This window comes from Ferrimonas sp. SCSIO 43195, from assembly GCF_023716685.1.
Classification (GTDB): domain Bacteria; phylum Pseudomonadota; class Gammaproteobacteria; order Enterobacterales; family Shewanellaceae; genus Ferrimonas; species Ferrimonas kyonanensis.
Genome location: NZ_CP072679.1, coordinates 196177 through 219204, shown reverse-complemented (window position 1 = coordinate 219204; position 23028 = coordinate 196177). Strand labels below are relative to the sequence as shown.

Genomic DNA, 23028 nt, shown 5'->3' with positions numbered 1-23028 from the left:
CATAATCTGACACTGACCATGACCAAAAAACGTACCAATACAGAAATTACTGCTGTCCGCCTGGATAAATGGCTGTGGGCCGCACGTTTTTACAAAACCCGGGCTCTGGCCCAGGAAATGGTCAGTGGAGGAAAAGTCCACTATAACGGCCAAAGATGCAAGCCCAGTCGTCAGGTTTCTATCGGCGGAATGATAAAACTATGGCAAGGGCATGATGAAAAAGAAGTGGAAATAAAGGGCCTGTCCGAGAAGCGGTTATCCGCCCCTTTGGCTCAAGAAATGTATCTTGAGACCGAACAAAGCTTGAAAAAACGCCAGGCCGCCTCCACATCTCGACACATCCTGGCAGCCGGAATGGCCAACCCCTCGGTTCGCCCCGACAAAAAACAACGCCGCCAAATCATGAAGCTGAAACAGCAGTAAACGAGAGACCATCATGAGCCAAGACAAATTACACCGCTACCTGTTCGAGCAAGCCGACGTCCGTGGTGAGATCGTGCAGCTGCAAGACAGCTACCAGCAAATGCTGGCCGGCAAACCCTACCCCAAGCAGGTCGCCACCCTGATGGGTGAAATGCTGGCCGCGACCTCTCTGCTGACCGCCATCCTGAAGTTCGAAGGCGAAATTGCGGTTCAACTGCAGGGCAACGGCCCCATCAGCCTGGTGGCCGTCAATGGCAATCACAACCAGCAACTGCGCGCCATCGCTCGCTGGGAAGGGAAGCCGCAGCAGCAGGACTTGCGTGAGCTGATTGGCACCGGCCAGCTGGTGATCACCATCACCCCCACCGACGGCGAACGCTATCAGGGCATCGTCGGCCTCAGCGAAGACAGCGTCGCCGGCTGCCTGGAGCAGTACTTCGCCCAGTCGGAGCAGTTGAAGACCCGACTGTGGCTGCACGCCGATGGCGTTAACGCCGCCGGCATGCTGCTGCAGGTCCTGCCTCAGAGCGACAAAGAGCAGGATGTGGAATTCGAGCACCTGGAGTCCCTGACCGACACGGTCAAAGCCGACGAGCTGTTTGGCCTGGAGGCAGAACAGGTACTGCATCGCCTCTACCACCAGGAGCAGGTGCGCCTGTTTGACGCCACCGACGTCAGCTTCAAGTGCGGCTGCTCCAAGCAGCGCAGCCTCAACGCCCTGGCCAGCCTGCACAAGGATGAGCTGCTGGAGATCGTCGAGGAACAGGGTCAGATCAACATCCATTGCGACTACTGTGGCGAAAATTACCGCTTCGATCGCATCGATCTGGAAGCGCTGTGGTCCGGCAGCGCCCCCCAGTCTGACCAACAACACTGATAGATTCCCGCTATCAATGAATAAGGGCGACCATCAGGTCGCCCTGTGACCCCGCTCACGAACATCGATCTTTGCGCCCATCCTCGCTACACTCCTCATTGAACAGTAAATGTTCAATCCAGTCCCCAAAAAAATTGAATAAGGCTGATGGCCTGACCATCGCGCCAAGGAGTCAAAACAGTATGACCACATGCAGGATGCGTGTATTGCCCAACCTCTCCACCAGCGAACTGGTTGAGCAAGCACTGGCACGTGGCGAGGGCGTCCTCGCCGACAACGGTGCCCTCTGTGTCGAAACCGGTACCAGGACCGGCCGCTCACCCAACGACCGCTTCATCGTTCGAGAACCCAGTACCGACGCCGACATCGACTGGGGCAAGGTCAACCGCCCGTTCGACAGCGACAAATTCGATGCCTTGTGGCTGCAGGTGGAGGCCTATCTGGCCGAAAAGGAGTGTTTTCAGTCTGAACTGGAAGTCGGCGCCGACCCCGAACACTACCTGCCGGTACGGGTGACTACCGAAACCGCCTGGCAACAACTGTTTGCCCGCAACCTGTTCATTGTGCCCAAGAAGTACAATCAGTCTGATAAGCCGGAATGGCAGATCTACAACGCCCCGGGCTTTCAATGCCAACCGCAACGAGACGGCACCCAGTCCGACGGCTGTGTGATCATCAACTTTGCTCAGCGCAAAGTGCTGCTGGCCGGCATGCGCTACGCCGGCGAGATGAAAAAGTCGATGTTTTCGGTGCAGAACTTCCTGCTGCCCGCCAAAGGTGTGCTGCCGATGCATTGCTCGGCCAACGTCGGCGAGACCGGCGACACCACCCTGTTCTTCGGTCTGTCCGGCACCGGAAAGACCACCCTGTCGGCGGACCCCAAGCGCGCTCTGATCGGCGATGATGAACACGGCTGGGCCCCGGGGGGGGTGTTCAACATTGAGGGCGGCTGTTACGCCAAGTGCATCGATCTGTCGGCCAAGAATGAGCCGGTCATCTGGGACGCCATCCATTTCGGTACCGTGCTGGAAAACGTGGTACTGACACCACAGCGGACCCCGGATTATGGCGATGACCGCCTCACCCAGAACAGCCGTGCGGCCTACCCACTGGAGCACATCGAGCGCCGAATCGCCGCCAACCGCGGCGCCGAGCCCAACGCGGTGGTGTTCCTCACCTGTGACGTCTCCGGCGTTCTGCCGCCGGTTTCCAGCCTCAGCAAAGAAGCCGCCGCCTACCATTTCCTGTCTGGATACACCGCCAAAGTGGGTTCAACCGAGATGGGTTCCTCCGCTGGCATCGAGTCCACCTTCTCCACCTGCTTCGGCGCGCCATTCTTCCCCAGGGCCGCCGGCGTGTACGCCCAGCTGCTGATGAAGCGGATTGAGAGTTTCGATACCAAGGTGTATCTGGTGAATACCGGCTGGACCGGAGGGCCTTACGGTCAGGGGCAACGGTTTGACATCCCCACCACCCGCGCCATCATCGACGCCATTGTCTCCGGGGAACTGGCCGACACCAAGACCGAGCACCTGCCGCAGTTGAACCTGTCGGTACCGGTCGCGGTCAGCGGCGTCGACAGCAGCCTGCTGAATCCCCGAAACACTTGGGCCGATCAGGACGAATACGATCGCTATGCCGCTAAGCTGGCGGCCGAGTTTAGCGAGAACTTTGTCAAATACGACGTGCCTCAAGCCATCATCGATGCCGGTCCGAAACGCTGACACCTTTAGATATCGTCACCGAGCCGCCCCATAGAGGGCGGCTTTTTTACATTTTGTGTGTCACCGTAAAAAAAATTCGGCCTGCTGGGCCGATCCGCTGACTACAACGGCAATGGCCATTGGCTTACATCAGCAACGGAAAGCCGCTTAATTGAATACTTTATCCCATCACCGCCAGCCCTTGATGCAGCGCCTTCGGCTGCGGATCACCGACTCACCACCTCAGTTTAAACCTCTGTTTTAAGTGGCTATTCAAGTGGAAAGCAGAGATTACAGCACCCTCGATATCGGCAAAACGCCAGTTTGAGCAAAAGATGCACAGGTGATAATTTTCGAGCAGTCAATGGGGAAGGACGAACATTGACGATCGCAACTATTTCAATCAAGGGAATGAACATGACTCAAGCTACGACCTTTACCAAGCTGGCCCTCAGTGCCGCGCTGACCGCAGCCCTGAGCACTCCAGCTCTGGCCTGGGAACCCGCTACCGGGCCAGGACTGACCATCACCAGCAACGCGCTGGCCAAGCGCGCCGGCACCGGCCCTCAAACCCGCTTCATCGTCCACTATAAGCAGGATCTGAACGGCCCCATGCTGATGTCCAACATGAGCAGCGCCGAGCGCGGTAAGGTGATGCAGCAGAAGGCCGACGTCCTTAGCAGCCAACTGAGCAGCAACATCCGCTTCGTCCGCAGCATGGCACTGGCCCAGCGTCACGTCTTCGCCGTCAAAGAGAGCCTGGATCAGACCCAGGCTCGTCAGCTGATGGATTCCATGCTGCGCGCCGATGACAACATCCAATCCATCGAGATTGACCAGATCCTGCGGCCGCTGGCCACGCCCAACGATCCGCGCTACAGCGATCAGTGGCACTATTATGAGGCGGCGGCCGGCATGAACCTGCCCGCCGCCTGGGACAGCGTTACCGGTGCCGGCACCGTGGTTGCCGTACTGGACACCGGTTACCGTCCCCATGCCGATCTGGTGGGCAACATCCTGCCTGGTTACGACATGATCAACGACACCTTCGTGTCCGTGGACGGCGACGGCCGTGACAGCGACGCCCAGGATCCCGGTGACCACGTGCTGGCCGGCGAGTGCGGCAACAACTACCCGCCCTCCGATCAAGGCAGCAGCTGGCACGGCACTCACGTCGCCGGTACCGTCGCCGCCGTCGGCAATAACAATCAAGGCGTCACCGGTGTCGCCTACGGCGCCAAAGTGGTACCGGTACGGGTACTGGGTAAATGCGGCGGCTATACCTCTGACATCGCCGATGGCATCATCTGGGCATCTGGCGGCTCGGTGTCCGGAGTTCCGGCCAACGCCAACCCTGCTGACGTCATCAACATGAGTCTGGGAGGCGGCGGAGCCTGTAGCGCCACCTCACAAGCCGCCATCAACACCGCCCGAGCCAACGGCGCCACCGTGGTGGTAGCCGCCGGTAACTCCAATGAAAACGCCAGTGTCCACAACCCGGCGAACTGTGACGGCGTGATTACCGTCTCTGCCCTCGGCCGTGACGGCAACCGCGCCTACTACTCCAACTACGGCAACGTGGTGGATGTGTCCGCCCCCGGCGGCGCCATGAGCTTTGCTGGCGACCCTAACGGCGTTCTGTCCACCTACAACGCCGGCAGCCTGAATCCGGGTGCCGACAACTACGACTACATTCAGGGCACCTCCATGGCCGCCCCTCACGTGGCGGGCCTGGTCGCGCTGATGTACGAAGCGGATCCCAGCATGACTCCGGACAAAGCAGAAAGCCTGCTTAAGTCAACCTCACGGGCGGATGGCTGTTCCAACTGCGGTGTCGGCCTGGTGGATTCCGCTGCCGCCGTCGCAGCAGCGGCCGGGGGCGACACCGGTGGCGGTAACGGGGATGGCGACACCATCATCCATGAGAACGTCTCTGCCGACCGCCGGGACTGGGTCTTCTACAGCGTCGATGTGCCTGCCGGCACCACCACCTTGACCGTCACCACCAGCGGCGGCAGCGGCGATGCGGATCTCTACACCCGCTTTGGCAGCCAGCCGACGACCCGTGACTACGAGTGCCGCCCGTACGACTACGGCAATGACGAAACCTGCGTGGCTTCCAACCCGTCTGCAGGCACCTGGCACGTCGGCATTCGCGCCTATCGTGCCTTCTCCGGCCTGACGGTCACCATCAGCTACGAATAATCTCGATTCGCAGCCATTAAAAAGGGCACCCCTCGGTGCCCTGTTTTTGTGCTTCTAAGCTCACTCAGCCCCTTGCGGTGGCTGCCACAGTTGCCAGCCGGCATCACTGACGTCGCTGGACTCCTTACCCAATAACAGGGTCGTCGGCGAAACCCAGGTCAGGGCTTCCCATTGGCCATCCGCGACCGGCCGGTACTCCTTGGCGTGCTCCCAGTCGACCCCCTGCTCGTTCAGATCGGCAATCCACACGAAGGCATTGAAATCCAAGCCACCACGATAGCCCAACAGGGCCAGCTTTCCCGTCTGAGGCTGCCAGTCGGCGGCGCTGATGTAGCCCCACACCGGCAAAGACTGCTGCGCCTCGACTCGATAACTGCCGGGAGTTTTTGGCAACTTATACACCCGCGAGCGACCGTTACCCCAGTTTTTAGAAAACACCCACAGCGACTCCCTGGTGGCCACCAGGGCTTCGCAGTCAAAGTTATGGGTGTAGCCCTTGCGGCTAAAGTCGGTCTGCTCGGCAAAGCTGAAATGGATCGGCATCGCACTCACCGGGCCATCGCCCTCGGGAATCGGCGTCCGATAGATGGTCAGATCCTCACGGTTGCCGCGATTGTTGCCACAGTCCGCCACAAACAGGTGCTCACCATCGCTGGCCACATCCTCCCAGTCCCGGGCTCGAACGCCGCTGAAGCGCACCTGACCCAGAGGCTCTCCCGCAGCAGAGAAACGAAACAGTCGGGCACTGTCGCCACTGTCATTGTGCGCCCACAACTGTTGGCCGTCCCAGGCGATGCCGGAGATCTCATCCAGCGCCGACGGTAGCGGCAGCAGTTGGGGGGTGGTCGGCGCCGCCAGGGCGGCCGCCAGCATTAACGAGGTAACCATACTGTCGCTTTCAATCCTCCATGGCTGCGATTGGCCAGTTCTACCCGGCCCCCTTCGCTATCCACCACGCGTTTTACGATCGCCAGGCCCAATCCTGACCCCACCGACCCTCGCGCCGTATCCCCCTGAGTAAAGGGCTCAAACAACGCCTCTATTTTCTGGGGTGGAATGCCTGGGCCGTTGTCGGCCACCGAAAACCACACCCACTGGTCATCAAAGCCAGAACTCAATTTCAGGTCGCCGCCACCATAACGAATGCCGTTCTCAATCAGGTTGGCCAGCACCCGTTTCATGGCCACCAGCGGCAGCGGAATCGCCGGCACCTGCCCCAATTCCAGCTTCACCTCGGTGTGACGCAGACTCTCCTGCTGTGCCGCCTCCTGCAGCAGCTGATCCAAACTGTGTTCGGTCAACTCTTCCGCCGGATTGCCGCGCACAAATTCGATGAACTGATCGATGATCTGGTTCATGTCATCGATGTCGTGCTCGATGCCCTCTTTCAGGAAGCTGTCCTGGTCTCCCATCATCTCACTGGCCAGACGAATGCGGGTCAGTGGGGTTCTCAGGTCATGAGACACCCCGGCCAACAGCAACTGGCGGTCGGTTTCCAACTGCTTCATGGAACGGGACATCTGGTTGAATGCCTGGATCACCGCCACCACTTCCGCCGGCCCCTTTAGTGGCAGCGGATCCGGGAATTTCCCCCGCGACACCGCCAGCGCCGCCCGTTGCAACCGCCTCAGGGGACGACTCTGTTGACGGGCGAACCACCAACCGCCGGCCACCGACAGGGCACCGATCACCATCAGGTAAATAGTCAGAGGAGAGATTTTCGACTCATCGAAGCCGGTCAGGGGGACCCGCAGCCACACCGACGGGGCCTGAGGCGGGCGAATCCAGATCAGGAACTGCTCACCGGCGGAGATGCGGACTTCGGCATCGCCCCCCAGGTACTGGGACATCTGATCCGACAGCACGTAGTAACGCCGGGCCATGCTCAGGCCGTTCTTGCGCGCCTCAGGTTGGGTGAACACCTCCATGTAATCGTCGTCTTCCAGCTTGTCCCGCAGCGCATCGACCACCGTTAGCCGAGTACGATCCAGCTCCAGATCGCGAAACAGCAGCTCCACCTGACGCGCCAGCAATTGGTTGATCTGCTGCGTCGATGGCCGAATCACGTAGATCGACATCGACACATAGGACACCAGTTGGTTGATCAGCAGCAGGCAGCCAATCAGCAACACCGTCTGACCAAAATTGCTGCGGGGCAGCAGTCGCGTCAACATCGGCTGGCGCTACTTAGCCGAGCTGCCGTCGGGAACAAAGACATAGCCCAGGCCCCAGACGGTCTGAATGTATCTTGGGTTACTGGGGTCATCTTCGATCAACCGGCGCAGGCGCGACACCTGCACATCAATGGATCGCTCCAGGGCACTGTAGTCCCGGCCCCTGGCCTGGTTCATCAGTTTGTCCCGACTCATCGGCTCTCTGGGATGAGACACCAGCACCTTGAGCACCGCAAATTCACCGGAGGTCAGCGGAATCACTTCATCGCCTTTAAACATCTCCCGGGTCGCCAGGTTGAGACGGTAATCACCAAACACCACCTCCTGCTCCTGCTGAGACGGGGCACCGGGCAGTTCGCCGGGGCGACGGCGCAGTACCGCCTTAATCCGTGCCAACAACTCACGGGGATTAAAAGGCTTGGGCAGATAGTCATCGGCCCCCAGTTCCAGGCCAATGATGCGGTCCACTTCATCGCCTTTGGCGGTCAACATCACGATGGGAATCTCATTGTTGGACTGGCGCAGACGACGGCAGATACTGAGGCCATCTTCACCAGGCAACATCAGGTCCAGCACCAGCAGGTGGAAATTCTCCCGCTCCAGCAGGCGATCCATCTGTTCGGCGTTGGCCGCCGCACGCACCTGATAGCCCTGCTCACCCAGATAACGTTCGATCAACCCACGCAACCGCAGGTCATCGTCCACCACCAGTACCTTGGAGGTTTCCTGATTCATTCGCCTCTCCCTTAATCCGCTGCTCGATAGCGTATTTCGTTGATATAGTACACCTGTTCGCCTTCAGGTGTGGCAACGATCACCTCGTCATCCACCTGCTTGCCCAACAAGGCTCTGGCCAGCGGCGAGTCGATACTCACCTTACCCTCGCTGACATTAAATTCGTCCGGTCCCACCAGCTGATATCGGCTGTGCTCACCGGCCTCGGACTCCAACTCCACCCAGGCTCCGAAAAACACCTTGCCCTCCTGGCGGACATCGGGCTCGACTATGCGCAACACCTCCATCCGCTTGGACAGAAACCGCACCCGTCGGTCGATCTCCCGCAGACGCTTTTTGCCGTAGATGTACTCGGCATTTTCAGATCGGTCCCCCAGTGCCGCCGCTTCCTGTACGGCCTGAGTCACCCTGGGGCGCTCCTCTTTCCACAGGTACTTCAGCTCCTGCTCCAGAAGATTCCAGCCTTCACGGGTAATCAAATTGGCTTTTTTCATTTGGCTTCAATTTCTTAACGGGTCAATCCGAGGAACTGTAATGATATCAACCCCTGAGCCTTTGCGCCTCAATCTGACACAACATTCCTGCCGGGTGTGCTATGGTGCCAGTCGGTTTTTATTTCCAACCTACACCAGACAAAGGCCATTTGACTCGCTATGCAGACCATCGCTCAACGACTCGCCCAGGAACTCCAGGTTCGTACTCAACAGGTGGACGCCACCATCGCCCTTCTGGACGACGGTGCTACCGTGCCCTTCGTCGCCCGTTACCGTAAAGAGGTGACCGGCGGCCTGGATGATACCCAGCTGCGGCAACTGCATAGCCGTCTGAACTACTTGCGGGAGCTGGATGCCCGCCGTGAAACGATTCTGCAAAGCATCGACCAACAAGGCAAGCTGGATACAACTCTGGTTACAAAGATCCGCGCCGCCGACAGCAAGACCGAGCTGGAAGATCTGTATCTGCCCTACAAGCCCAAGCGGCGCACCAAGGGCCAGATCGCCAAGGAAGCCGGGCTGGAACCGCTGGCGGATGCACTGCTGAACCAGCGCCAGCTGGATCCGCAACAGACCGCCAACGACTACCTCAATGCCGACGCTGGCATCGACACCAGCAAGGCCGCCCTGGACGGCGCCCGCGCCATTTTAATGGAGCGGTTTGCCGAACAGGCCGAGGTGATCGCCGCCGTACGTGAGCACATGAATCAGCGGGCACAGATGGAAGTGAGAGTCAGCCCGGGACAGGAGCAGGCGGGCGCCAAATTCCGCGATTACTTTGAACACGACGAGGCCTTGAAACGCATCCCGTCACACCGGGCGCTGGCAATGTTGCGCGGCCGCAACGAAGGCGTGCTGACCCTGACGCTGAATGCCGACCCGCAAGCGGAACCCGGTAGCAAACACAGCCAATGCGAAGCCATCATCGCCGAGCGCCTCAACTTGAAGCTGGGCAACCAGCCCGCCGATGCCTGGCTCAAGAGCGTGGTGCAGTGGACCTGGAAGGTCAAACTCAGCCTGCAGATGGAAACCGAGTTGTTAGGGCAGATGCGGGAGCGGGCCGAAGCCGACGCCATCAAGGTGTTCGCCGACAACCTGGGGGACCTGCTGATGGCCGCCCCGGCTGGCCCCCGCACCACCCTGGGGCTGGATCCCGGCCTGCGCACCGGTGTCAAAGTGGTGGTGGTGGATCACACCGGCAAACTGCTGGCCACCGACACCATCTATCCCCACGCGCCCCGCAATCAATGGGACGCCTCGATTCAGACCCTGGCCAAGCTGGCCAGAACCCATGGAGTTGAGCTGGTGGCCATCGGCAACGGCACCGCCTCACGGGAGACCGACAAGCTGGCGGCGGAACTGAAGCAGCGCCACCCGGAACTGAAGCTGGAGAAAGTGATGGTCAGCGAGGCCGGCGCCTCGGTCTATTCCGCCTCCGAAACCGCCGCCAAAGAGTTCCCGGATCTGGATGTGTCCCTGCGCGGCGCCGTCTCCATCGCCCGCCGGCTGCAGGATCCCCTGGCAGAACTGGTGAAAATTGACCCTCAATCCATCGGCGTTGGGCAATATCAGCATGACGTCAGTCAGACTCAGCTGGCCCGCTCTCTGGATGCGGTGGTGGAAGACTGCGTCAACGCCGTCGGCGTCGACGTCAATACCGCCTCGGCCGCCCTGCTGACCCGGGTCGCCGGATTAAGCCAGACTCTGGCCCACAATCTGGTCAGTTACCGGGATCAGCACGGCACCTTTGCCGAGCGAAAACAGTTACTCAAGGTGCCAAGACTGGGCCCCAAAGCGTTTGAGCAAAGCGCCGGCTTCCTGCGCATCAATCAGGGCCGCAACCCATTGGACAGCTCCGGCGTGCACCCGGAAGCCTACCCTCTGGTTGAGCGCATCAGCCGCCAGTGCGGCAAACCTCTGGACGCCCTGCTGGGCAACAGTCAGGTTCTCAAGACCCTGTCGGCGTCTCAGTTTGCCGACGAGCAATTTGGCATCCCCACCGTCACCGACGTATTGGCCGAACTGGACAAACCAGGACGGGATCCCCGTGGCCAGTTTGAAACCGCGCAATTTGCCGATGGCGTCGAAACACTGAAAGATCTGCAGCCGGCGATGGTGCTGCAGGGCGTGGTCACCAACGTGACCCACTTCGGCGCCTTTGTGGACATCGGTGTCCATCAGGACGGTCTGGTACACATCTCGGCCCTATCGCACCAGTTTGTGGATGATCCGCGCAAGGTGGTCAAAACCGGCGATGTGGTGCGAGTGAAGGTGATGGAAGTGGACATCGAACGCAAGCGTATCGGCCTGTCCATGCGCCTGGATGACGAACCCGGGCAAGCCAGCAAAGCCAAGGGCCGTCCTCAGGACAAGCGCAAGCCGTTAGCGCCGTCTGCACGTGGCAACGCCAAATCGCGCCCGTCGTCGTCTCCGGCTGGCGCCATGGGTAACGCCTTTGCCGATGCCTTTGCCAAGGCTAAGCGTTAACCTGAAAAGCGGGCGGCTCGGCGGGCTGTGCCACTTGGGTGTAAAAGCGCTTAATGATGCGGGTAAATCGCTGGTAATCCGTGTCATTTAAGTGAGCGCCCGGGTGGGCATCGACCCTGGGGCCTCGACCGTCACTGTCCTGGCGGCTGACGCCAGGACGGGCAAACGTGGGGGGACGCCAGATCTCAAACTGAGGTGGGGACTGAGACGAATGCTGTTGCTGCCCCTCCTCACCGGAGGACTCCTCGTCCGACTGGCGCCGTTTCAGTTTGCCGCTTTTCTGATGATTGATGCGATCGTGTTCCGGGTCCAGAGCCCGCTCGGACGCCGACTTGTCCGCCTCCCGTGGCGGAACCACAGGCGCACGAGCCAACTCCTGCTGCCGAACGTCGTCGGTGGCAGGGTTGGTGGTCACTATCGGCACTTGTGGGTAATTGGATACCAGGAACATCGCTTCTCCTCTCCTGGTTAATTATTCTCCAATCCCACTAAAAAGTAAAAAAATCCGCTATTAACAATGAAACTGCTTCAATGCCGCCAGGGTCTCTTGCGGATGAGAGATAAACGGCGCATGGGCGGCTTTTGGCAGCACCACAGACACCGACTGCGGCGCCAGAGCATCCACCAGTGGCACTCCAGAGGCCGGCACCAACGCATCCAGGCGACCATAGAGACGCAACCAGGGAAGGCACACCTGAGGCAGCGACGCCCGTTGATCCACCTGTTGCAACACCGCCAGCCCCTGTCTTAACGCCGCCTCATGGGGGCGCTGCGCCTTTGACAACGCCTCGCGAATCAAACGGGTGTCCTGACGGGCACTGCGACTGCCCATGGCCTGCAAGGCCACGAAGCGATCTAAGGTGCCATCAAAATCCAGTTCCAAGGCGGCGGCAAAGCCCGCCAGCACCTCTGGCTTAATCCCGGGCCACTGCGGCCGTTGCTCGAAACAGGGGCTGCTGGCCACCGTCACCAGCTGCGATACCTGCGCCGGCTGATGCCGGGCCACCTCGGTGGCCACCAGCCCCCCCATGGACCACCCCAGCAGGGTGCAGGGCGCAGACAACTGGTCATCGAGGGTCTGGATCACCGCCGCCGCCAAGCCGGCCACCGTCAGGCCATCACTCAGAGGCGGGCTGAGACCAAAGCCCGGCAGATCCAGCAACCCCACTCGAAACCCCTGCTCAGCCAGCAGGTCGGCAAACGGCGCGAACACCGCCGCATTCATGCCCCACCCATGCAGCAACACGATGGGGTGGCCCTGTCCCTGCCAAGTCAGGCTTAATGGTGTGGGGTCGGCTAGGCTTAATGGCATGTCAATTCTCTATCAGACTCTGGATCGGCTGGTGGCCGTCAGTCTACCCAACCGCTGCTACCTGTGCCAGCAACCGCTGCATCAGGGGCAGGGGTTGTGCGAAACCTGCTGCACCGATGGGCAGCTGGGCGCCGTGTGTCTGCACTGCCACAAACCCCTTGCCCAGACCCCTCCTCATCGCTGTGGTCACTGCTTGAGTCGCAAACGCTGGCGACCAGTAATCAGCGCCTTTGACTACCACCAGCCAGCGGGGCGCTGTGCCGCCTTGATCAAGACTCAACACCAATGGGGACTGATTGCCCCGATGGTGGATCGGCTGCAACAGCGAATTCTGTTTTATCACGCTCAGGGGGTAATCGGCTGGCCTCAGGCGCTGGTATCGGTCCCCATGCACCGAAGACGCCTGCAGCAACAGGGCTTCAACCACGCCCACCTGATCGCCCAAGCACTGTCGCAGCGACTGGGAGTGCCTCACGCCGAGACCCTGGCTACCAAGGTAAAGGCCACCCGACCCCAGCATCGCCTCAGTGGCCGCGAGCGCCGCCAGAACCTCAGCGGGGCCTATGGCATTGAGGCCAACTCGGGCATGAGTCAGGTGGCGCTGGTGGACGACATCATCACCACTGGCACCACCCTGGCCATGCTGGCTGCCAGTCTGGGGAAACAGGGCATCGCCGTCAGTCAGTACTGGACCCTGGCCAGTGCCATTCAACGCGTCAGCCGCTAGCCAGCCTGTACCTACCGGGCTCAGTTCAGTGCCGGCACCAGATACAGGCTGTTGGCCACCAACCGCTCAGACCCCAACCAGAAGTTCCTAAACAAGGGGTTGTCCGCCAGCAACACGACCGCTCCCTTATCCTTGCGCGCCACTACCGCACTGGCCTGGCCGCCAACGGATGACTGGTACTCCGGCGCCATAAAACCAGACAGCAACGGCCGCTCGGCGTACCGGGCCACCTGATGAGCCTGACCACCATCCAGCTGCAGCACCATCTCCCGATCCTTCATCATCGGTAAGCTCGCGGTTAGCCCGAAGCCAAGGGGGTGACTGGTATCCAGCCGCCAATCGACAATCGCCCCACCAATGGTCCGCCTGGCATCCTCCTGGTAACGCTCGGCAAACTGAATCGGATGGTCCTCAAACTCATTCTCCAGTTGCCGTCGCCCCACGATGCTGACGTCCACCAAATTCCAGTCGGCTACCTCACGGGCGCCGCCCTGCCAGGCCACCAGCACCCCACCCTGACGCACAAAGCGCTGAATCCTGGCCTCAATGGCCGCAGTCATCTGCCGGTAGCGGCCATCCACCAGAAACAGGTGAGTGAACTCCTCCATGGGCACCCGCTCGGCGTACTCGGCGTCGATCAGGGTGGCCGCCACCCCCACTTGCTGATCCAGATAGCTCCACAATTGCCCCACCTCATACTGGCTGACATTGCGCCCCACCAGAATCAACGGCCTGGCCGCGGTGGCGGGCCGGAACTTGCGGCTGCCCAGATCCGGACCATTCAGCGCCTGTCCTCGAACCACTGCCTGGGGTGACAGCTCATAAGTAGTCCTCAGCGTGGACAGCGCCGACGCAATGCCGGGTTGATTGCCAGCCATCAGCAGGGTGCCGGGATGCACCTCAATCTCACCGTCGTGGCCCTGCAGCCGCCCGGGCACTTCGGCAAAACGAACCTGGATCTGCCGCGACAACAGATAGGCCAGTGCCGCCGGCGCCTGGCGTTGATTCCAATCCAGGGTCCAGGCCAGTGCCGGCCCGGTTGCCTCGGCCGCCGGTTGCGGCAACTGGCTGACCACCTTGGGGCGGCGCTTCAGGGTGACCACCTCCAGGTTGAACGCCAAATCGACTCCGAAGGCCGACACATCGTAGAAAGTGTTGTCGGCAAACTGAGTCCGTCGGTCAAACAACGCCGCCACCAAGGCATATCGGGACTGGGCAAACGGAATGTACACACTGCCCTTGGGGTAGCTCCCCCCCTTACTGGTCACCGAATTAGCCAGATACTGAAACTCTACCTGATGGGCAGACAGAATCTCTGCCAGGGCCTGAAGCCGGCCCCGATCGCCACCACTGCTCACCAGCAACCCGGCGCCGTTTCGGTCCTGCCCCTGCTCGAGGGAGTGCACAAAGAACTCATGTTGATACTGCTGCAGCGCCTTCCCTTGCTCGAAACTGCCCCGCACGGTGGAGAATGAGGTGGCCAACTGGTTGCGAATGGCGTCCCGAAAGCTGCGCTGGCCATACTCGGTGTCCCGCAGATGCCCGCGAACCGATGCCTGCTCAAACAGGATGCCGACGCCGCCATTGATGTCCGGATAGGTGGAGCCCTTACCGTAATAAAAGTCATCAAAGGACTCACGGGAGAAATAGGGTTGGCCCAGTGCGTCCAGGGCTTCGGCGTGGTAGCGCCCCAGCGCCGAGGTCAGCGACTGGTTCTGCGCCGGAGTCAACGGATGGGTGCGGCTGGGTACTCCGGGCTGAAAGAAGTAGCTGCTGTTGTGGCCCATTTCGTGATAATCACCAACCACATGGGGCTGCCAGCGCTGATACACCGCCACCCGGCCCCGACTCTCCGGGTGGCGCAGATACAGCCAGTCGCGATTCAGGTCCGCCAGGAAGTGGTTCACCCGGCCACTGGGCCAGGCCTGAAAATGCTCGCGGTGCCAGTTACTGCCGTTGAGTTGGCTGCCGGTATAGCCGTTAACCCAGTTGGCAAAGCGATCGTTGCCGTCCGGGTTCTGGCTGGGGGTGATCAGAATCACCATCTCCTGTAACCAACGCTGGACCTGGGGCGATTGCGACGCCGCCAGGTAATAGGCAAACAGGGTGCCGGCGTGCAGGCCACTGGCCTCATCACCGTGAATGCTGTAAGCCAGCCACACCACAGTGGGGCCTCCGACCCGGTCCCCCTCACTGACCCGAGCCCGGTCGGCCAGTATCTGATCCAGTCGCTGTTGGTTGGCCTCTGAAGTGATCACCGCGGCAATCTGCTGCCGCCCCTGATGACTGACACCGGCAGGCTCCAGGCTGACACGGGGCGACTGCCGGGCCAGGGTCTGAAAATAGGCCAACACCTGATCGTAGCGCAAATGCCGTTCGCCAATGGGGTGGCCAAATTGCTGAGTCGGCGTCGGCAGGGTCGGCAGATAGCGGTCCTGCTGCGGCAGCAGCGGATCGACCCTGGCCAGGGCCATTGCGGATATCAGGCTGAAAGCTAAAAGAAAAATGCGCATCTTCCGTGAACTTATTGTTGTTATTTAGTAAAAACATGCTATCAGTCACACTCGGCGCAATCCAGCCAAAGCGTGACCCGGATCGCCATTAGGGGCTATAATCCGCTCCCCCGTCGGGTTATGATGCAGATAACCGACTTTATTAGTCAGGCATTAACCGCAGTAGAGAGCAGTTATGATCACCATTACCGAAGCCGCCCAGAGCCACTTTTCAAAGTTGCTCGAGCAGCAGCCGGAAGGCACCAATATTCGAGTTTTCGTCATCAACCCCGGCACCCCACAGGCGGAGTGCGGCGTATCTTACTGTCCATCCGATGCGGTGGAAGAGGATGACACCACTCTGCCATTCAATGGCTTCGACGCCCTGGTTGACGCCAAAAGCATTCCATTTCTGGAAGAAGCACTGATCGACTACGTTACCGATCAACTGGGCTCGCAGCTGACTCTGAAAGCCCCCAACGCCAAGATGCGCAAAGTGGCCGACGACGCGCCGCTGAAGGAGCGCCTGGACTACGTAATTCAGTCACAGGTAAATCCGCAACTGGCCAGCCACGGTGGTTACATCACTCTGGTGGAGTTGACCGACGACGGCGTGGCCGTGATTCAGTTCGGCGGCGGCTGTAACGGCTGCTCCATGGTAGACGTCACTCTGAAAGACGGCATCGAAAAGCAGCTGTTGGAAGCCTTTGCCAACGAGCTGACGGCCGTTAAAGACGTCACCGAACACCAGCATGGCGATCACTCTTTCTACTAAGAGTCGATGCCATCCTCCACGCCCGGCCTGGCCGGGCGTGGTCGTTTCTGAAGGCCTAGACCACCGATTCAGGCCGCAAGGCGACGGGTTTAAGGTAGCGGAAGTAGTGCCAGGCTAACGTGATGCCCCGCAGCGCCATAAAGCCGTTCAATGCCAGCCATAAACCATGATTGCCCCAGCCTAGGCTCAGCCACCACAGCAAGAAAAACCCCAATGCCGACAGCAGCATGGCATTGCGCATCTGGGCTCCCTGTGCCGCACCGATGTAGACCCCATCAAACAGAAAACAGCTGAATGCCATCAGTGGCAATACCACGACCCAGGGGAGGTAGGTTTGGGCGTGGGCCTGCACCGGCGCCAGATCCGTCAACATCCCGATCAGCGCCTCTCCGCCGAGTGCAAACACCATCGCAAACCCCACTGCCGTCAGGGCCGACCAGAACCAGCCCAGGATCACCGCATCCACAAACCGCTGCCGATCATTCCGCCCCCAGGCCCGTCCCACTTCCACCTCGGCGCTGTAAGCAAAGCCGTCCAGGGCGTACGCCATCACCAACATGAAATTCATCAGCACCGCGTTGCCAGCCACCACCACATCCCCCAGGCGGGCGCCCATGATGGTGACAAAACTCAAACACAGCTGCAGACACAAGGTGCGCAGGAAAATATCCCGGTTCAGGCGCACCAGGCGACTGAGGCCATGCAACGACCAAGGCAGGCGCCCGACCCGGTTGGCCACCAACACCCGCCACACCAGGTACGCCGCCAGCGCCATGGTGCCGTACTCGGCACACAGGCTGGCCCAGGCCGCGCCAGACACCCCCCAACCAAAGCCCACCACGAACAACAGATCCAGGCCAATGTTGAGGCTGTTGCCCAGGATCAGTTGCCACATCGCCACCTTAGGCTGGCCTCGCCCCAACAGAAACCCGAGCAATACCAGGTTGATCAAGGCGGCCGGAGCCCCCCAGATTCGAATCTGAAAATACTGACTGGCGTACAGCTGAACCTGATCGCTGCCCCCCGCCAACGGCAGCCCCCAATGCAGGATCGGCCACTGCAACACCAACAGCATTGAGGCCAGGCCCAGCGCCAGAATCAACCCCTGTGCCAACACCCGCAGTTGTGCCTGAATGTCGTCGGCCCCATGGCCCTGAGCCACCAAGGCGGTGGTGCCCATGCGTAAAAATCCCAGCATCCACATCAGAAAGGTTATAATCATGGACCCGACGGCCACACCCCCAAGGTAGTAGGCCTCATCGAGGTGACCGATAACCGCCGTATCCACCAGCCCCAGCAACGGGATAGTGACATTGGATAAAATCATCGGCCAGGCCAGCGCAAAGGTGCGCCTGTGAGCCTGACGCTGAGTCAGTACGGCTGGAATCGTCATCGAAACTTGGAACCTTAATATGAATCGCAATGTAGTAAGACTGGCTATCGTGGCAGGTCTTTTCTGTGCTTGGCCAAGTCTGGCCAGCGTAATACTGCAGTATCACCATGTTAGCGAAGATACCCCCGCCAGCACCAGCGTCACCCCGGCACAGTTTGCTGAACAGATGGCGTACCTGGCGGACAACGACTTTAACGTGGTCCCCCTGAACGACGTCATCGATGCCGTGCGCCAACGCCAGGCCCTGCCCCCGAAAACCGTAGCCATCACTTTTGATGACGGCTATCAAAACGTGGCCGACAACGCCCATCCCATTCTGCGCCGCCATCAGTTTCCCTACACCCTGTTTGTCAGTATCGCTCCCATTGAGCAGAATTATGGTGAGATGCTGGATTGGGACGCGCTGCGAGCCCTGTCCAGAGAGGGGGCCACTATCGCCAATCACAGCTACGCCCATGATCATCTGATTCGTCGCCTCGACGGTGAAACCCAGGCCGCCTGGCTGGATCGCATCGAAGCCGACATTCGTCAAACCGAAGCGATCATCGAACGGGAAATCGGCTACAGTGTTCGCCAATTGGCCTACCCCTACGGCGAATTCAATCAGGCCCTGAGAACCCGGCTGGCCAATATGGATTACGTCGGCATCGGCCAGCACTCCGGTGCCGCCGGCCCTTACAGCAGCTTAACCGCCATCCCTCGCTATCCGGTGGCCGGTCCCTATGCGGATATGTCGGCCCTGAAGGTGAAGCTGCACAGCCTCAATATGCCGGTCACCAAATTAGAGGGAGAGGAATCCCAACTGGTGGATCGGGACCGGCCAACCCTGACCGTCACCCTGGCCGGTGACGATGTCCGCACCGATGCGCTGATGTGCTACATCCAGGGACAGGGGGGCAAGGCGCCCATCTGGCTCGATGATCACAGCTTCAGCATTCAGGCCGATCTGCCGTTACCGGCGGGCCGCTCCCGCTACAACTGCACCGCACCCAGCAAAACCAGCGGCGGCTACTACTGGTTCTCCCAGCCTTGGGTGCAGGCCCGTGCCGACGGCAGTTGGCCCGAAGAGTAATCCGATTAACCCGCCCCCCTGCCCGGGGGGCGGCGGTTCTCATGCTGCCGCTGTTGCAGCCAGGCCTGTATCTGCCGATGTTCGGCATTGCCAATCAGCGCCAGTTGCGGATGAGTCAGATTGGGCACATTCACCACCTTGATTCGATTCGAGCGCAGCGGTTGCAACTCTGCATAGGGCGACACCGCATCGCCATCCGAAGCAAAAATCAACGTCGGCAAGGCTAACTCAGGCAACAACTGTCGAATGTCCAGCTGTGACTCCTGCAGCGACAGCGTCGTCAGTGCCTGACGGGCACCTTGCCGCATACTGTCATCCGGAATCCAGCCCAGGTACCAGGGGCGGGGAAAGTTCAGCACCGATTGTTCCAACCCCAGCATCGGCGCCTGCAGAATCAGTCCGGAAACGTCGTTTCGGGCCGCCGCAAGGTGGGCGGCAGCCACCGCCCCCATAGAGTTTCCAAACAGGTACAGGGGATAGGTTAATTGGGACTGGTCATCAAGCCAGGCGCTGAGCAAACGGCCATCCTGAGTGCCAAAACTGAAGTCGGAATGAGAACCGCCGTGACCAGGCAGGTCCGGAATCAACACCCGATAACCAAGAAATCGCCAGTACAGGCCGTTGGCCGACATCAGCTCCTTGGTCATGCGAAACCCGTGCAGCAACACCACGGTGCCGACGCGGCGGGGTAACTGGTCACGACTCAGCAGCAACTGGCTCTCATGGCCATCGATCTGCAGCGACGATCGCAGCCGAGTCGAGTGCAACGGCTTTCCTGTCAGGTAATGAAGACAACGCCCCTGAAGACAAAAGCGGCCGTCGTTGAACCCCTGTTGGGCCAATTCCTGCCGCTGGGACGGCGCCAAAGTGACCGAGTCAAAGTCGGTAATTCGTTTGGCCACCATGGTGCTGCAGCCACACAGCAGCCCCAACAGCACCCCCACACACCACTGACGCATTGGCGTTCCCTTTCCATCATCAAAGTCAGCAGTGGCTCAAAAGCGGCACTCTGGCGCCAGCCTTAACTGCGGAACCGGGCGATCGCCGGCAGGTCTGTCTTCAGCTGGGTCATCGACACCAGCCTGAGTTCGCCGACGCCTCCTTGAGGCCGAAAAATCGCCTCCAGCTGACCGCTGGGATTGATCAGTACGATGTCGGCACTGTGGTCCACCGAGTAGCCATCGGCGCCGTCGCTGTCGACCATGGCGTACATCAACCCCAGGCTGCGGCTTAAGGCAAACAGTTGACTGTGCTCACCGGTCACGGCCCGAAATGATGGATTGAAATAGCCGACGTACTGATGCAGCCGCTCACTGCTGTCCCGCTGCGGATCCACCGACATCAATACCACCTGCAGATCCAACTGCTGCGCCAATGGCGGATAGGCCGACGCCAGCCTCGCCATGGTGCTGGGGCAGACATCAGGGCAGGAGGTGAACCCCATAAACAGCAAGGTCCAGTGACCACGCAGACTGTCATTGCCATAGGGCTGGCCCAGATCATCGATCAGTTCAAAGTCCACCAACTCCCGCGGTTGCGGCAACCACAGCGCCGACACCTTTGGCGGTTGCTGGCCGCTCCAGGCCAACAACACTCCGGCCAGCAATGCCGCTGCGGCTACCCCGCCATACACCCAACGCATTACACCCCCACCGGCAGGTAGTGATCCACCAACAACAGCACAAACAGCGCCAGTAGCTGCCAGATGGAGAACAGGAACAACTTGATGGCGGAGTCTGGCTTGGGGCTGTACTTCAGCTGCCAGGCTTTCACCAGAAACCACAGGCTCAGTACCGTTGAACCCAGCAGGTAGATGCCGCCACTCATCCCCACCAACACCGGTAGCATGCAAGCGATCACCAACAGGAAGCTGTACAACAAGATGGAGGTTTTGGTGTATTCGATGCCATGGGTAACCGGCAACATCGGAATGTCGGCCTTGGCGTATTCATCCCGGCGGTGCACAGCCAAGGCCCAGAAATGAGGCGGCGTCCAGGTGAAAATGATGATCACCAGCAACAAGCCATGGCCATGGAAATCGCCTGTCACACTGGTCCAGCCCAATAACGGCGGCATCGCCCCCGCCAGGCCACCGATAACAATGTTCTGCGGCGTCGCCCGTTTGAGAAAGCCGGTGTAAATCAGGGCATAGCCCACCAAGCTTGCCAGAGTCAGCCAGGCAGTAAGGGGATTGACAAACCCATACAGAATGACAAAACCCAGGCTGCCGATAACGGCGGCAAACACCCCACCATGGAAGGGAGAGACCCGGCCTGTGGCCACTGGCCGGTTGTGGGTCCGGGCCATGATGGTATCAATACGGCGATCCAACAGGTGGTTGACCGCCGCCGCCGCACCGGCCATCAGGCCGATCCCGGACAAGCCACTGATCAGGGTCGGCAACGCCACCCACCCGGGAGAAGCCAGAGCCATCCCCACCAGCGCAGTCACCAGCATCAGTAACACCACCTTGGGTTTGGTCATCTCCAGATAGTCGCGCCAGGCCAACGCCGGGTTCCGCTTACTCCAACCTATGGCTTTCAACATGGCACTCTCTCCCTTAGGGCCGCCGGCTGCCGGCTTTGGACTCGATAATTGATGCACACCAGGGTCATCACCAACAGTGCGGCACCGCCGTTGTGGCCCACCGCGACCGCCAATGGCAACTGCCACACCACATTGGCCACGCCCAACCCCACTTGGATCAGGGTCAGCACCACCATTGCGATGCCCCAACGGTTCAACTGCGGATGGCGCATCAGACGCAGTGCCAACCACAGCAACAGCAACGCCGTCACCACCGCCCACAGTCGGTGGCTGACATGGATGGTCATGCGGGCGGCATAATCCAGGGTGCCAAATTCATAGCTGTTGGCCGCAGGCTGTATCAGCCGAAACGCGGTGGCCGGGTCCCACTGCTGCCACCAGTTGCCTTCGCATATCGGCAGCGTGGTGCACACCACTGCCGCGTAGTTGGCCGAGGTCCAGCCCCCCAACGCAACCTGAAATACCAGGGCCACCAAGGCCACCGCCGCCAGCAGCACCAAGCTGGGCTGCTGCAGTTCCAACCGTTCAGGTTGGCGTCGCATCCATAACAACGCCAGCAGCGACAACACCGTCAGTCCCCCCAGCAGATGGCCCATCACCACCACCGGCATCAGGTTCAGGGTAACCGTCCACATTCCCAACGCGCCCTGAAACAGCACCAGCCCCAGTAACGCCAGGCCGTGGCCCCGCTGCGGCGTGCGCCAACTCAGCAGCGCAATGGTCAAAATCATCAGTCCCAACAGGCTGGCGATGTAACGATGCCCCATCTCGGCCCAGGCCTTGGCCATCTCCAGCGGTCGATCCGGGAAGCGGCTCAGGGCCAAGGCTTCGTTAGCCTTGGCCTCGACCGGCGTTAAGAACCCATAGCAGCCGGGCCAATCCGGGCAACCGAGGCCGGCGTCAGTCAGGCGGGTAAAGGCCCCAACCACAATCACCACAAAGGCCAGCGCCGCCGTGGCCAGGATCAATCGATTCATCGGTCCCCCTTAGCCCACTCGAGACAGCTTCAGCAGCTTTCGCATGTCCGCCAACAGATGTTTGCCCTGCAGGATCTGAGCGTTCTGGCCCTGCACGTCACCATAGCCCATCACCCACTGCCCCAAAGGGTCGACAATGACCAGAGTCTGTTCTGTCAGCGCCGATTTCACCGCGTCATTGGCCCGAGCCATAAGGAAGCCTTTCTCAGTCAGGATCTCGGCCAGCTCCGGCCGCTGCTGGTAATAGAACACCACCGCATTCACCCGCTCCCGTTCTCGACCGAGGGCTTGCAGTACTTTCTGCATCGCGGTAAGGCGATCTTCACAGCTGGCGTCGCATTGGGAGGGCAGCAGGTACAACAACTGCCACTGCCGTTCGGCGGGGTTGGGTTGGGCCAGCGAGCGGTAATGCAGGCCAGCCAGTAACTGGCCCTTGTTGGTGGCGCCCCCTTGATACCAACCCAGCTGCAGCACCAGCAGGGCGGTTAAGAATGGCGCCAGAAACACCACCAGCAGCAGCATTAATGGTTTGCGGTTCCGGGAGTTCATGATTGCTCCTCTCATCATCAGGGCTCGGCAAGGCCGGCCGCCGGTTACAGACAATTCAAGACGCTCCTCCCAGTACCGCTAGGGGG

Annotated in this window: 21 protein-coding genes; 8 read left to right on the top strand and 13 right to left on the bottom strand. The window is 60.3% G+C overall.

Going from position 1 to position 23028, the window contains the following annotated elements; genetic code table 11:
* Positions 1–18 precede the first annotated feature (18 nt).
* The 4 genes from hslR to J8Z22_RS01000 all read left to right on the top strand — a co-directional run bounded on the left by hslR (position 19) and on the right by J8Z22_RS01000 (position 5208).
* The gene (gene hslR, locus J8Z22_RS01015; protein WP_028112669.1) at positions 19–423 is read left to right on the top strand and encodes a ribosome-associated heat shock protein Hsp15; all 405 of its coding nucleotides are present in this window, start codon (positions 19–21) and stop codon (positions 421–423) included.
* A gap of 13 nt (positions 424–436) precedes the next feature.
* Complete coding sequence (gene hslO / locus J8Z22_RS01010; protein WP_252008395.1) at positions 437–1300, top strand: Hsp33 family molecular chaperone HslO; 864 nt, start codon at positions 437–439, stop codon at positions 1298–1300.
* Positions 1301–1482: 182 nt separating this feature from the next.
* Positions 1483–3024, top strand: coding sequence for a phosphoenolpyruvate carboxykinase (locus J8Z22_RS01005; protein WP_252008394.1), 1542 nt, complete (start codon positions 1483–1485; stop codon positions 3022–3024).
* Positions 3025–3420: 396 nt separating this feature from the next.
* The gene (locus J8Z22_RS01000; protein WP_252008393.1) at positions 3421–5208 is read left to right on the top strand and encodes a S8 family peptidase; all 1788 of its coding nucleotides are present in this window, start codon (positions 3421–3423) and stop codon (positions 5206–5208) included.
* Positions 5209–5268: 60 nt separating this feature from the next.
* Here J8Z22_RS01000 and J8Z22_RS00995 read toward each other — a convergent pair whose 3' ends face one another.
* From J8Z22_RS00995 to greB, 4 genes are read right to left on the bottom strand one after another with little or no spacing between them, the layout of a single operon-like run.
* Positions 5269–6096, bottom strand: a complete 828-nt coding sequence (locus J8Z22_RS00995; protein WP_252008392.1) for a hypothetical protein — start codon at positions 6094–6096, stop codon at positions 5269–5271.
* Positions 6081–7382 (bottom strand): two-component system sensor histidine kinase EnvZ, encoded by a 1302-nt coding sequence (gene envZ / locus J8Z22_RS00990; RefSeq protein ID WP_252008391.1) that lies wholly within the window; start codon positions 7380–7382, stop codon positions 6081–6083. Before envZ ends, J8Z22_RS00995 begins: the two co-directional genes overlap by 16 nt.
* A gap of 9 nt (positions 7383–7391) precedes the next feature.
* Positions 7392–8117: a two-component system response regulator OmpR gene (gene ompR, locus J8Z22_RS00985; protein ID WP_028112663.1), complete on the bottom strand. Its 726-nt coding sequence runs from the start codon at positions 8115–8117 to the stop codon at positions 7392–7394.
* Positions 8118–8128: 11 nt separating this feature from the next.
* Positions 8129–8611, bottom strand: coding sequence for a transcription elongation factor GreB (greB, locus tag J8Z22_RS00980; RefSeq protein WP_028112662.1), 483 nt, complete (start codon positions 8609–8611; stop codon positions 8129–8131).
* A gap of 159 nt (positions 8612–8770) precedes the next feature.
* Between greB and J8Z22_RS00975 the strand changes: the two genes are divergently transcribed.
* Positions 8771–11098 carry a Tex family protein gene (locus tag J8Z22_RS00975; RefSeq protein WP_252008390.1) on the top strand — a complete coding sequence of 776 codons (2328 nt, stop codon included), beginning with the start codon at positions 8771–8773 and terminating at the stop codon, positions 11096–11098.
* Here J8Z22_RS00975 and J8Z22_RS00970 read toward each other — a convergent pair.
* Positions 11088–11549, bottom strand: coding sequence for a hypothetical protein (locus J8Z22_RS00970; protein WP_028112660.1), 462 nt, complete (start codon positions 11547–11549; stop codon positions 11088–11090). The genes J8Z22_RS00975 and J8Z22_RS00970 overlap by 11 nt on opposite strands.
* Before the next feature lie 60 nt (positions 11550–11609).
* On the bottom strand, positions 11610–12410 hold the full coding sequence (gene bioH, locus J8Z22_RS00965) for a pimeloyl-ACP methyl ester esterase BioH (RefSeq protein WP_035415703.1): 801 nt from the start codon (positions 12408–12410) through the stop codon (positions 11610–11612).
* Between bioH and J8Z22_RS00960 the strand changes: the two genes are divergently transcribed.
* Positions 12409–13137 carry a ComF family protein gene (locus J8Z22_RS00960; RefSeq protein ID WP_252008389.1) on the top strand — a complete coding sequence of 243 codons (729 nt, stop codon included), beginning with the start codon at positions 12409–12411 and terminating at the stop codon, positions 13135–13137. The genes bioH and J8Z22_RS00960 overlap by 2 nt on opposite strands.
* Before the next feature lie 20 nt (positions 13138–13157).
* Here J8Z22_RS00960 and J8Z22_RS00955 read toward each other — a convergent pair whose 3' ends face one another.
* Positions 13158–15611, bottom strand: coding sequence for a M14 family zinc carboxypeptidase (locus tag J8Z22_RS00955; protein WP_252008388.1), 2454 nt, complete (start codon positions 15609–15611; stop codon positions 13158–13160).
* Positions 15612–15825: 214 nt separating this feature from the next.
* Between J8Z22_RS00955 and nfuA the strand changes: the two genes are divergently transcribed.
* The gene (gene nfuA, locus J8Z22_RS00950; RefSeq protein ID WP_028112657.1) at positions 15826–16404 is read left to right on the top strand and encodes a Fe-S biogenesis protein NfuA; all 579 of its coding nucleotides are present in this window, start codon (positions 15826–15828) and stop codon (positions 16402–16404) included.
* Positions 16405–16459: 55 nt separating this feature from the next.
* Here nfuA and J8Z22_RS00945 read toward each other — a convergent pair whose 3' ends face one another.
* Entirely contained in the window at positions 16460–17797 is a 1338-nt protein-coding gene (locus J8Z22_RS00945; RefSeq protein ID WP_028112656.1) for an MATE family efflux transporter, read from the bottom strand.
* Between the two features lie 19 nt (positions 17798–17816).
* Between J8Z22_RS00945 and J8Z22_RS00940 the strand changes: the two genes are divergently transcribed.
* Positions 17817–18869: a polysaccharide deacetylase family protein gene (locus J8Z22_RS00940; protein WP_252008387.1), complete on the top strand. Its 1053-nt coding sequence runs from the start codon at positions 17817–17819 to the stop codon at positions 18867–18869.
* A gap of 5 nt (positions 18870–18874) precedes the next feature.
* Here J8Z22_RS00940 and J8Z22_RS00935 read toward each other — a convergent pair whose 3' ends face one another.
* From J8Z22_RS00935 to J8Z22_RS00915, 5 genes are all read right to left on the bottom strand, one after another.
* Positions 18875–19828 carry an alpha/beta hydrolase gene (locus J8Z22_RS00935; RefSeq protein ID WP_028112654.1) on the bottom strand — a complete coding sequence of 318 codons (954 nt, stop codon included), beginning with the start codon at positions 19826–19828 and terminating at the stop codon, positions 18875–18877.
* Positions 19829–19890: 62 nt separating this feature from the next.
* Positions 19891–20511, bottom strand: a complete 621-nt coding sequence (locus J8Z22_RS00930; RefSeq protein WP_028112653.1) for an SCO family protein — start codon at positions 20509–20511, stop codon at positions 19891–19893.
* Positions 20511–21416 carry a heme o synthase gene (cyoE, locus tag J8Z22_RS00925; protein WP_252008386.1) on the bottom strand — a complete coding sequence of 302 codons (906 nt, stop codon included), beginning with the start codon at positions 21414–21416 and terminating at the stop codon, positions 20511–20513. The genes J8Z22_RS00930 and cyoE overlap by 1 nt, the downstream gene beginning before the upstream one ends.
* Positions 21410–22393 carry a heme A synthase gene (locus J8Z22_RS00920; RefSeq protein WP_252008385.1) on the bottom strand — a complete coding sequence of 328 codons (984 nt, stop codon included), beginning with the start codon at positions 22391–22393 and terminating at the stop codon, positions 21410–21412. Before J8Z22_RS00920 ends, cyoE begins: the two co-directional genes overlap by 7 nt.
* A 9-nt stretch (positions 22394–22402) precedes the next feature.
* On the bottom strand, positions 22403–22942 hold the full coding sequence (locus J8Z22_RS00915) for a hypothetical protein (protein WP_252008384.1): 540 nt from the start codon (positions 22940–22942) through the stop codon (positions 22403–22405).
* Positions 22943–23028: the final 86 nt, after the last annotated feature.

Bases quoted from the DNA above. Each gene is read 5' to 3' on its own strand.
- hslR (WP_028112669.1), top strand. From the start codon at position 19: ATGACCAAAAAACGTACCAATACAGAAATTACTGCTGTCCGCCTGGAT.
- hslO (WP_252008395.1), top strand. From the start codon at position 437: ATGAGCCAAGACAAATTACACCGCTACCTGTTCGAGCAAGCCGACGTC.
- J8Z22_RS01005 (WP_252008394.1), top strand. From the start codon at position 1,483: ATGACCACATGCAGGATGCGTGTATTGCCCAACCTCTCCACCAGCGAA.
- J8Z22_RS01000 (WP_252008393.1), top strand. From the start codon at position 3,421: ATGACTCAAGCTACGACCTTTACCAAGCTGGCCCTCAGTGCCGCGCTG.
- J8Z22_RS00995 (WP_252008392.1), bottom strand. From the start codon at position 6,096: ATGGTTACCTCGTTAATGCTGGCGGCCGCCCTGGCGGCGCCGACCACC.
- envZ (WP_252008391.1), bottom strand. From the start codon at position 7,382: ATGTTGACGCGACTGCTGCCCCGCAGCAATTTTGGTCAGACGGTGTTG.
- ompR (WP_028112663.1), bottom strand. From the start codon at position 8,117: ATGAATCAGGAAACCTCCAAGGTACTGGTGGTGGACGATGACCTGCGG.
- greB (WP_028112662.1), bottom strand. From the start codon at position 8,611: ATGAAAAAAGCCAATTTGATTACCCGTGAAGGCTGGAATCTTCTGGAG.
- J8Z22_RS00975 (WP_252008390.1), top strand. From the start codon at position 8,771: ATGCAGACCATCGCTCAACGACTCGCCCAGGAACTCCAGGTTCGTACT.
- J8Z22_RS00970 (WP_028112660.1), bottom strand. From the start codon at position 11,549: ATGTTCCTGGTATCCAATTACCCACAAGTGCCGATAGTGACCACCAAC.
- J8Z22_RS00960 (WP_252008389.1), top strand. From the start codon at position 12,409: ATGTCAATTCTCTATCAGACTCTGGATCGGCTGGTGGCCGTCAGTCTA.
- bioH (WP_035415703.1), bottom strand. From the start codon at position 12,410: ATGCCATTAAGCCTAGCCGACCCCACACCATTAAGCCTGACTTGGCAG.
- J8Z22_RS00955 (WP_252008388.1), bottom strand. From the start codon at position 15,611: ATGGCCCTGGCCAGGGTCGATCCGCTGCTGCCGCAGCAGGACCGCTAT.
- nfuA (WP_028112657.1), top strand. From the start codon at position 15,826: ATGATCACCATTACCGAAGCCGCCCAGAGCCACTTTTCAAAGTTGCTC.
- J8Z22_RS00945 (WP_028112656.1), bottom strand. From the start codon at position 17,797: ATGACGATTCCAGCCGTACTGACTCAGCGTCAGGCTCACAGGCGCACC.
- J8Z22_RS00940 (WP_252008387.1), top strand. From the start codon at position 17,817: ATGAATCGCAATGTAGTAAGACTGGCTATCGTGGCAGGTCTTTTCTGT.
- J8Z22_RS00935 (WP_028112654.1), bottom strand. From the start codon at position 19,828: ATGCGTCAGTGGTGTGTGGGGGTGCTGTTGGGGCTGCTGTGTGGCTGC.
- J8Z22_RS00930 (WP_028112653.1), bottom strand. From the start codon at position 20,511: ATGCGTTGGGTGTATGGCGGGGTAGCCGCAGCGGCATTGCTGGCCGGA.
- cyoE (WP_252008386.1), bottom strand. From the start codon at position 21,416: ATGTTGAAAGCCATAGGTTGGAGTAAGCGGAACCCGGCGTTGGCCTGG.
- J8Z22_RS00920 (WP_252008385.1), bottom strand. From the start codon at position 22,393: ATGAATCGATTGATCCTGGCCACGGCGGCGCTGGCCTTTGTGGTGATT.
- J8Z22_RS00915 (WP_252008384.1), bottom strand. From the start codon at position 22,942: ATGAACTCCCGGAACCGCAAACCATTAATGCTGCTGCTGGTGGTGTTT.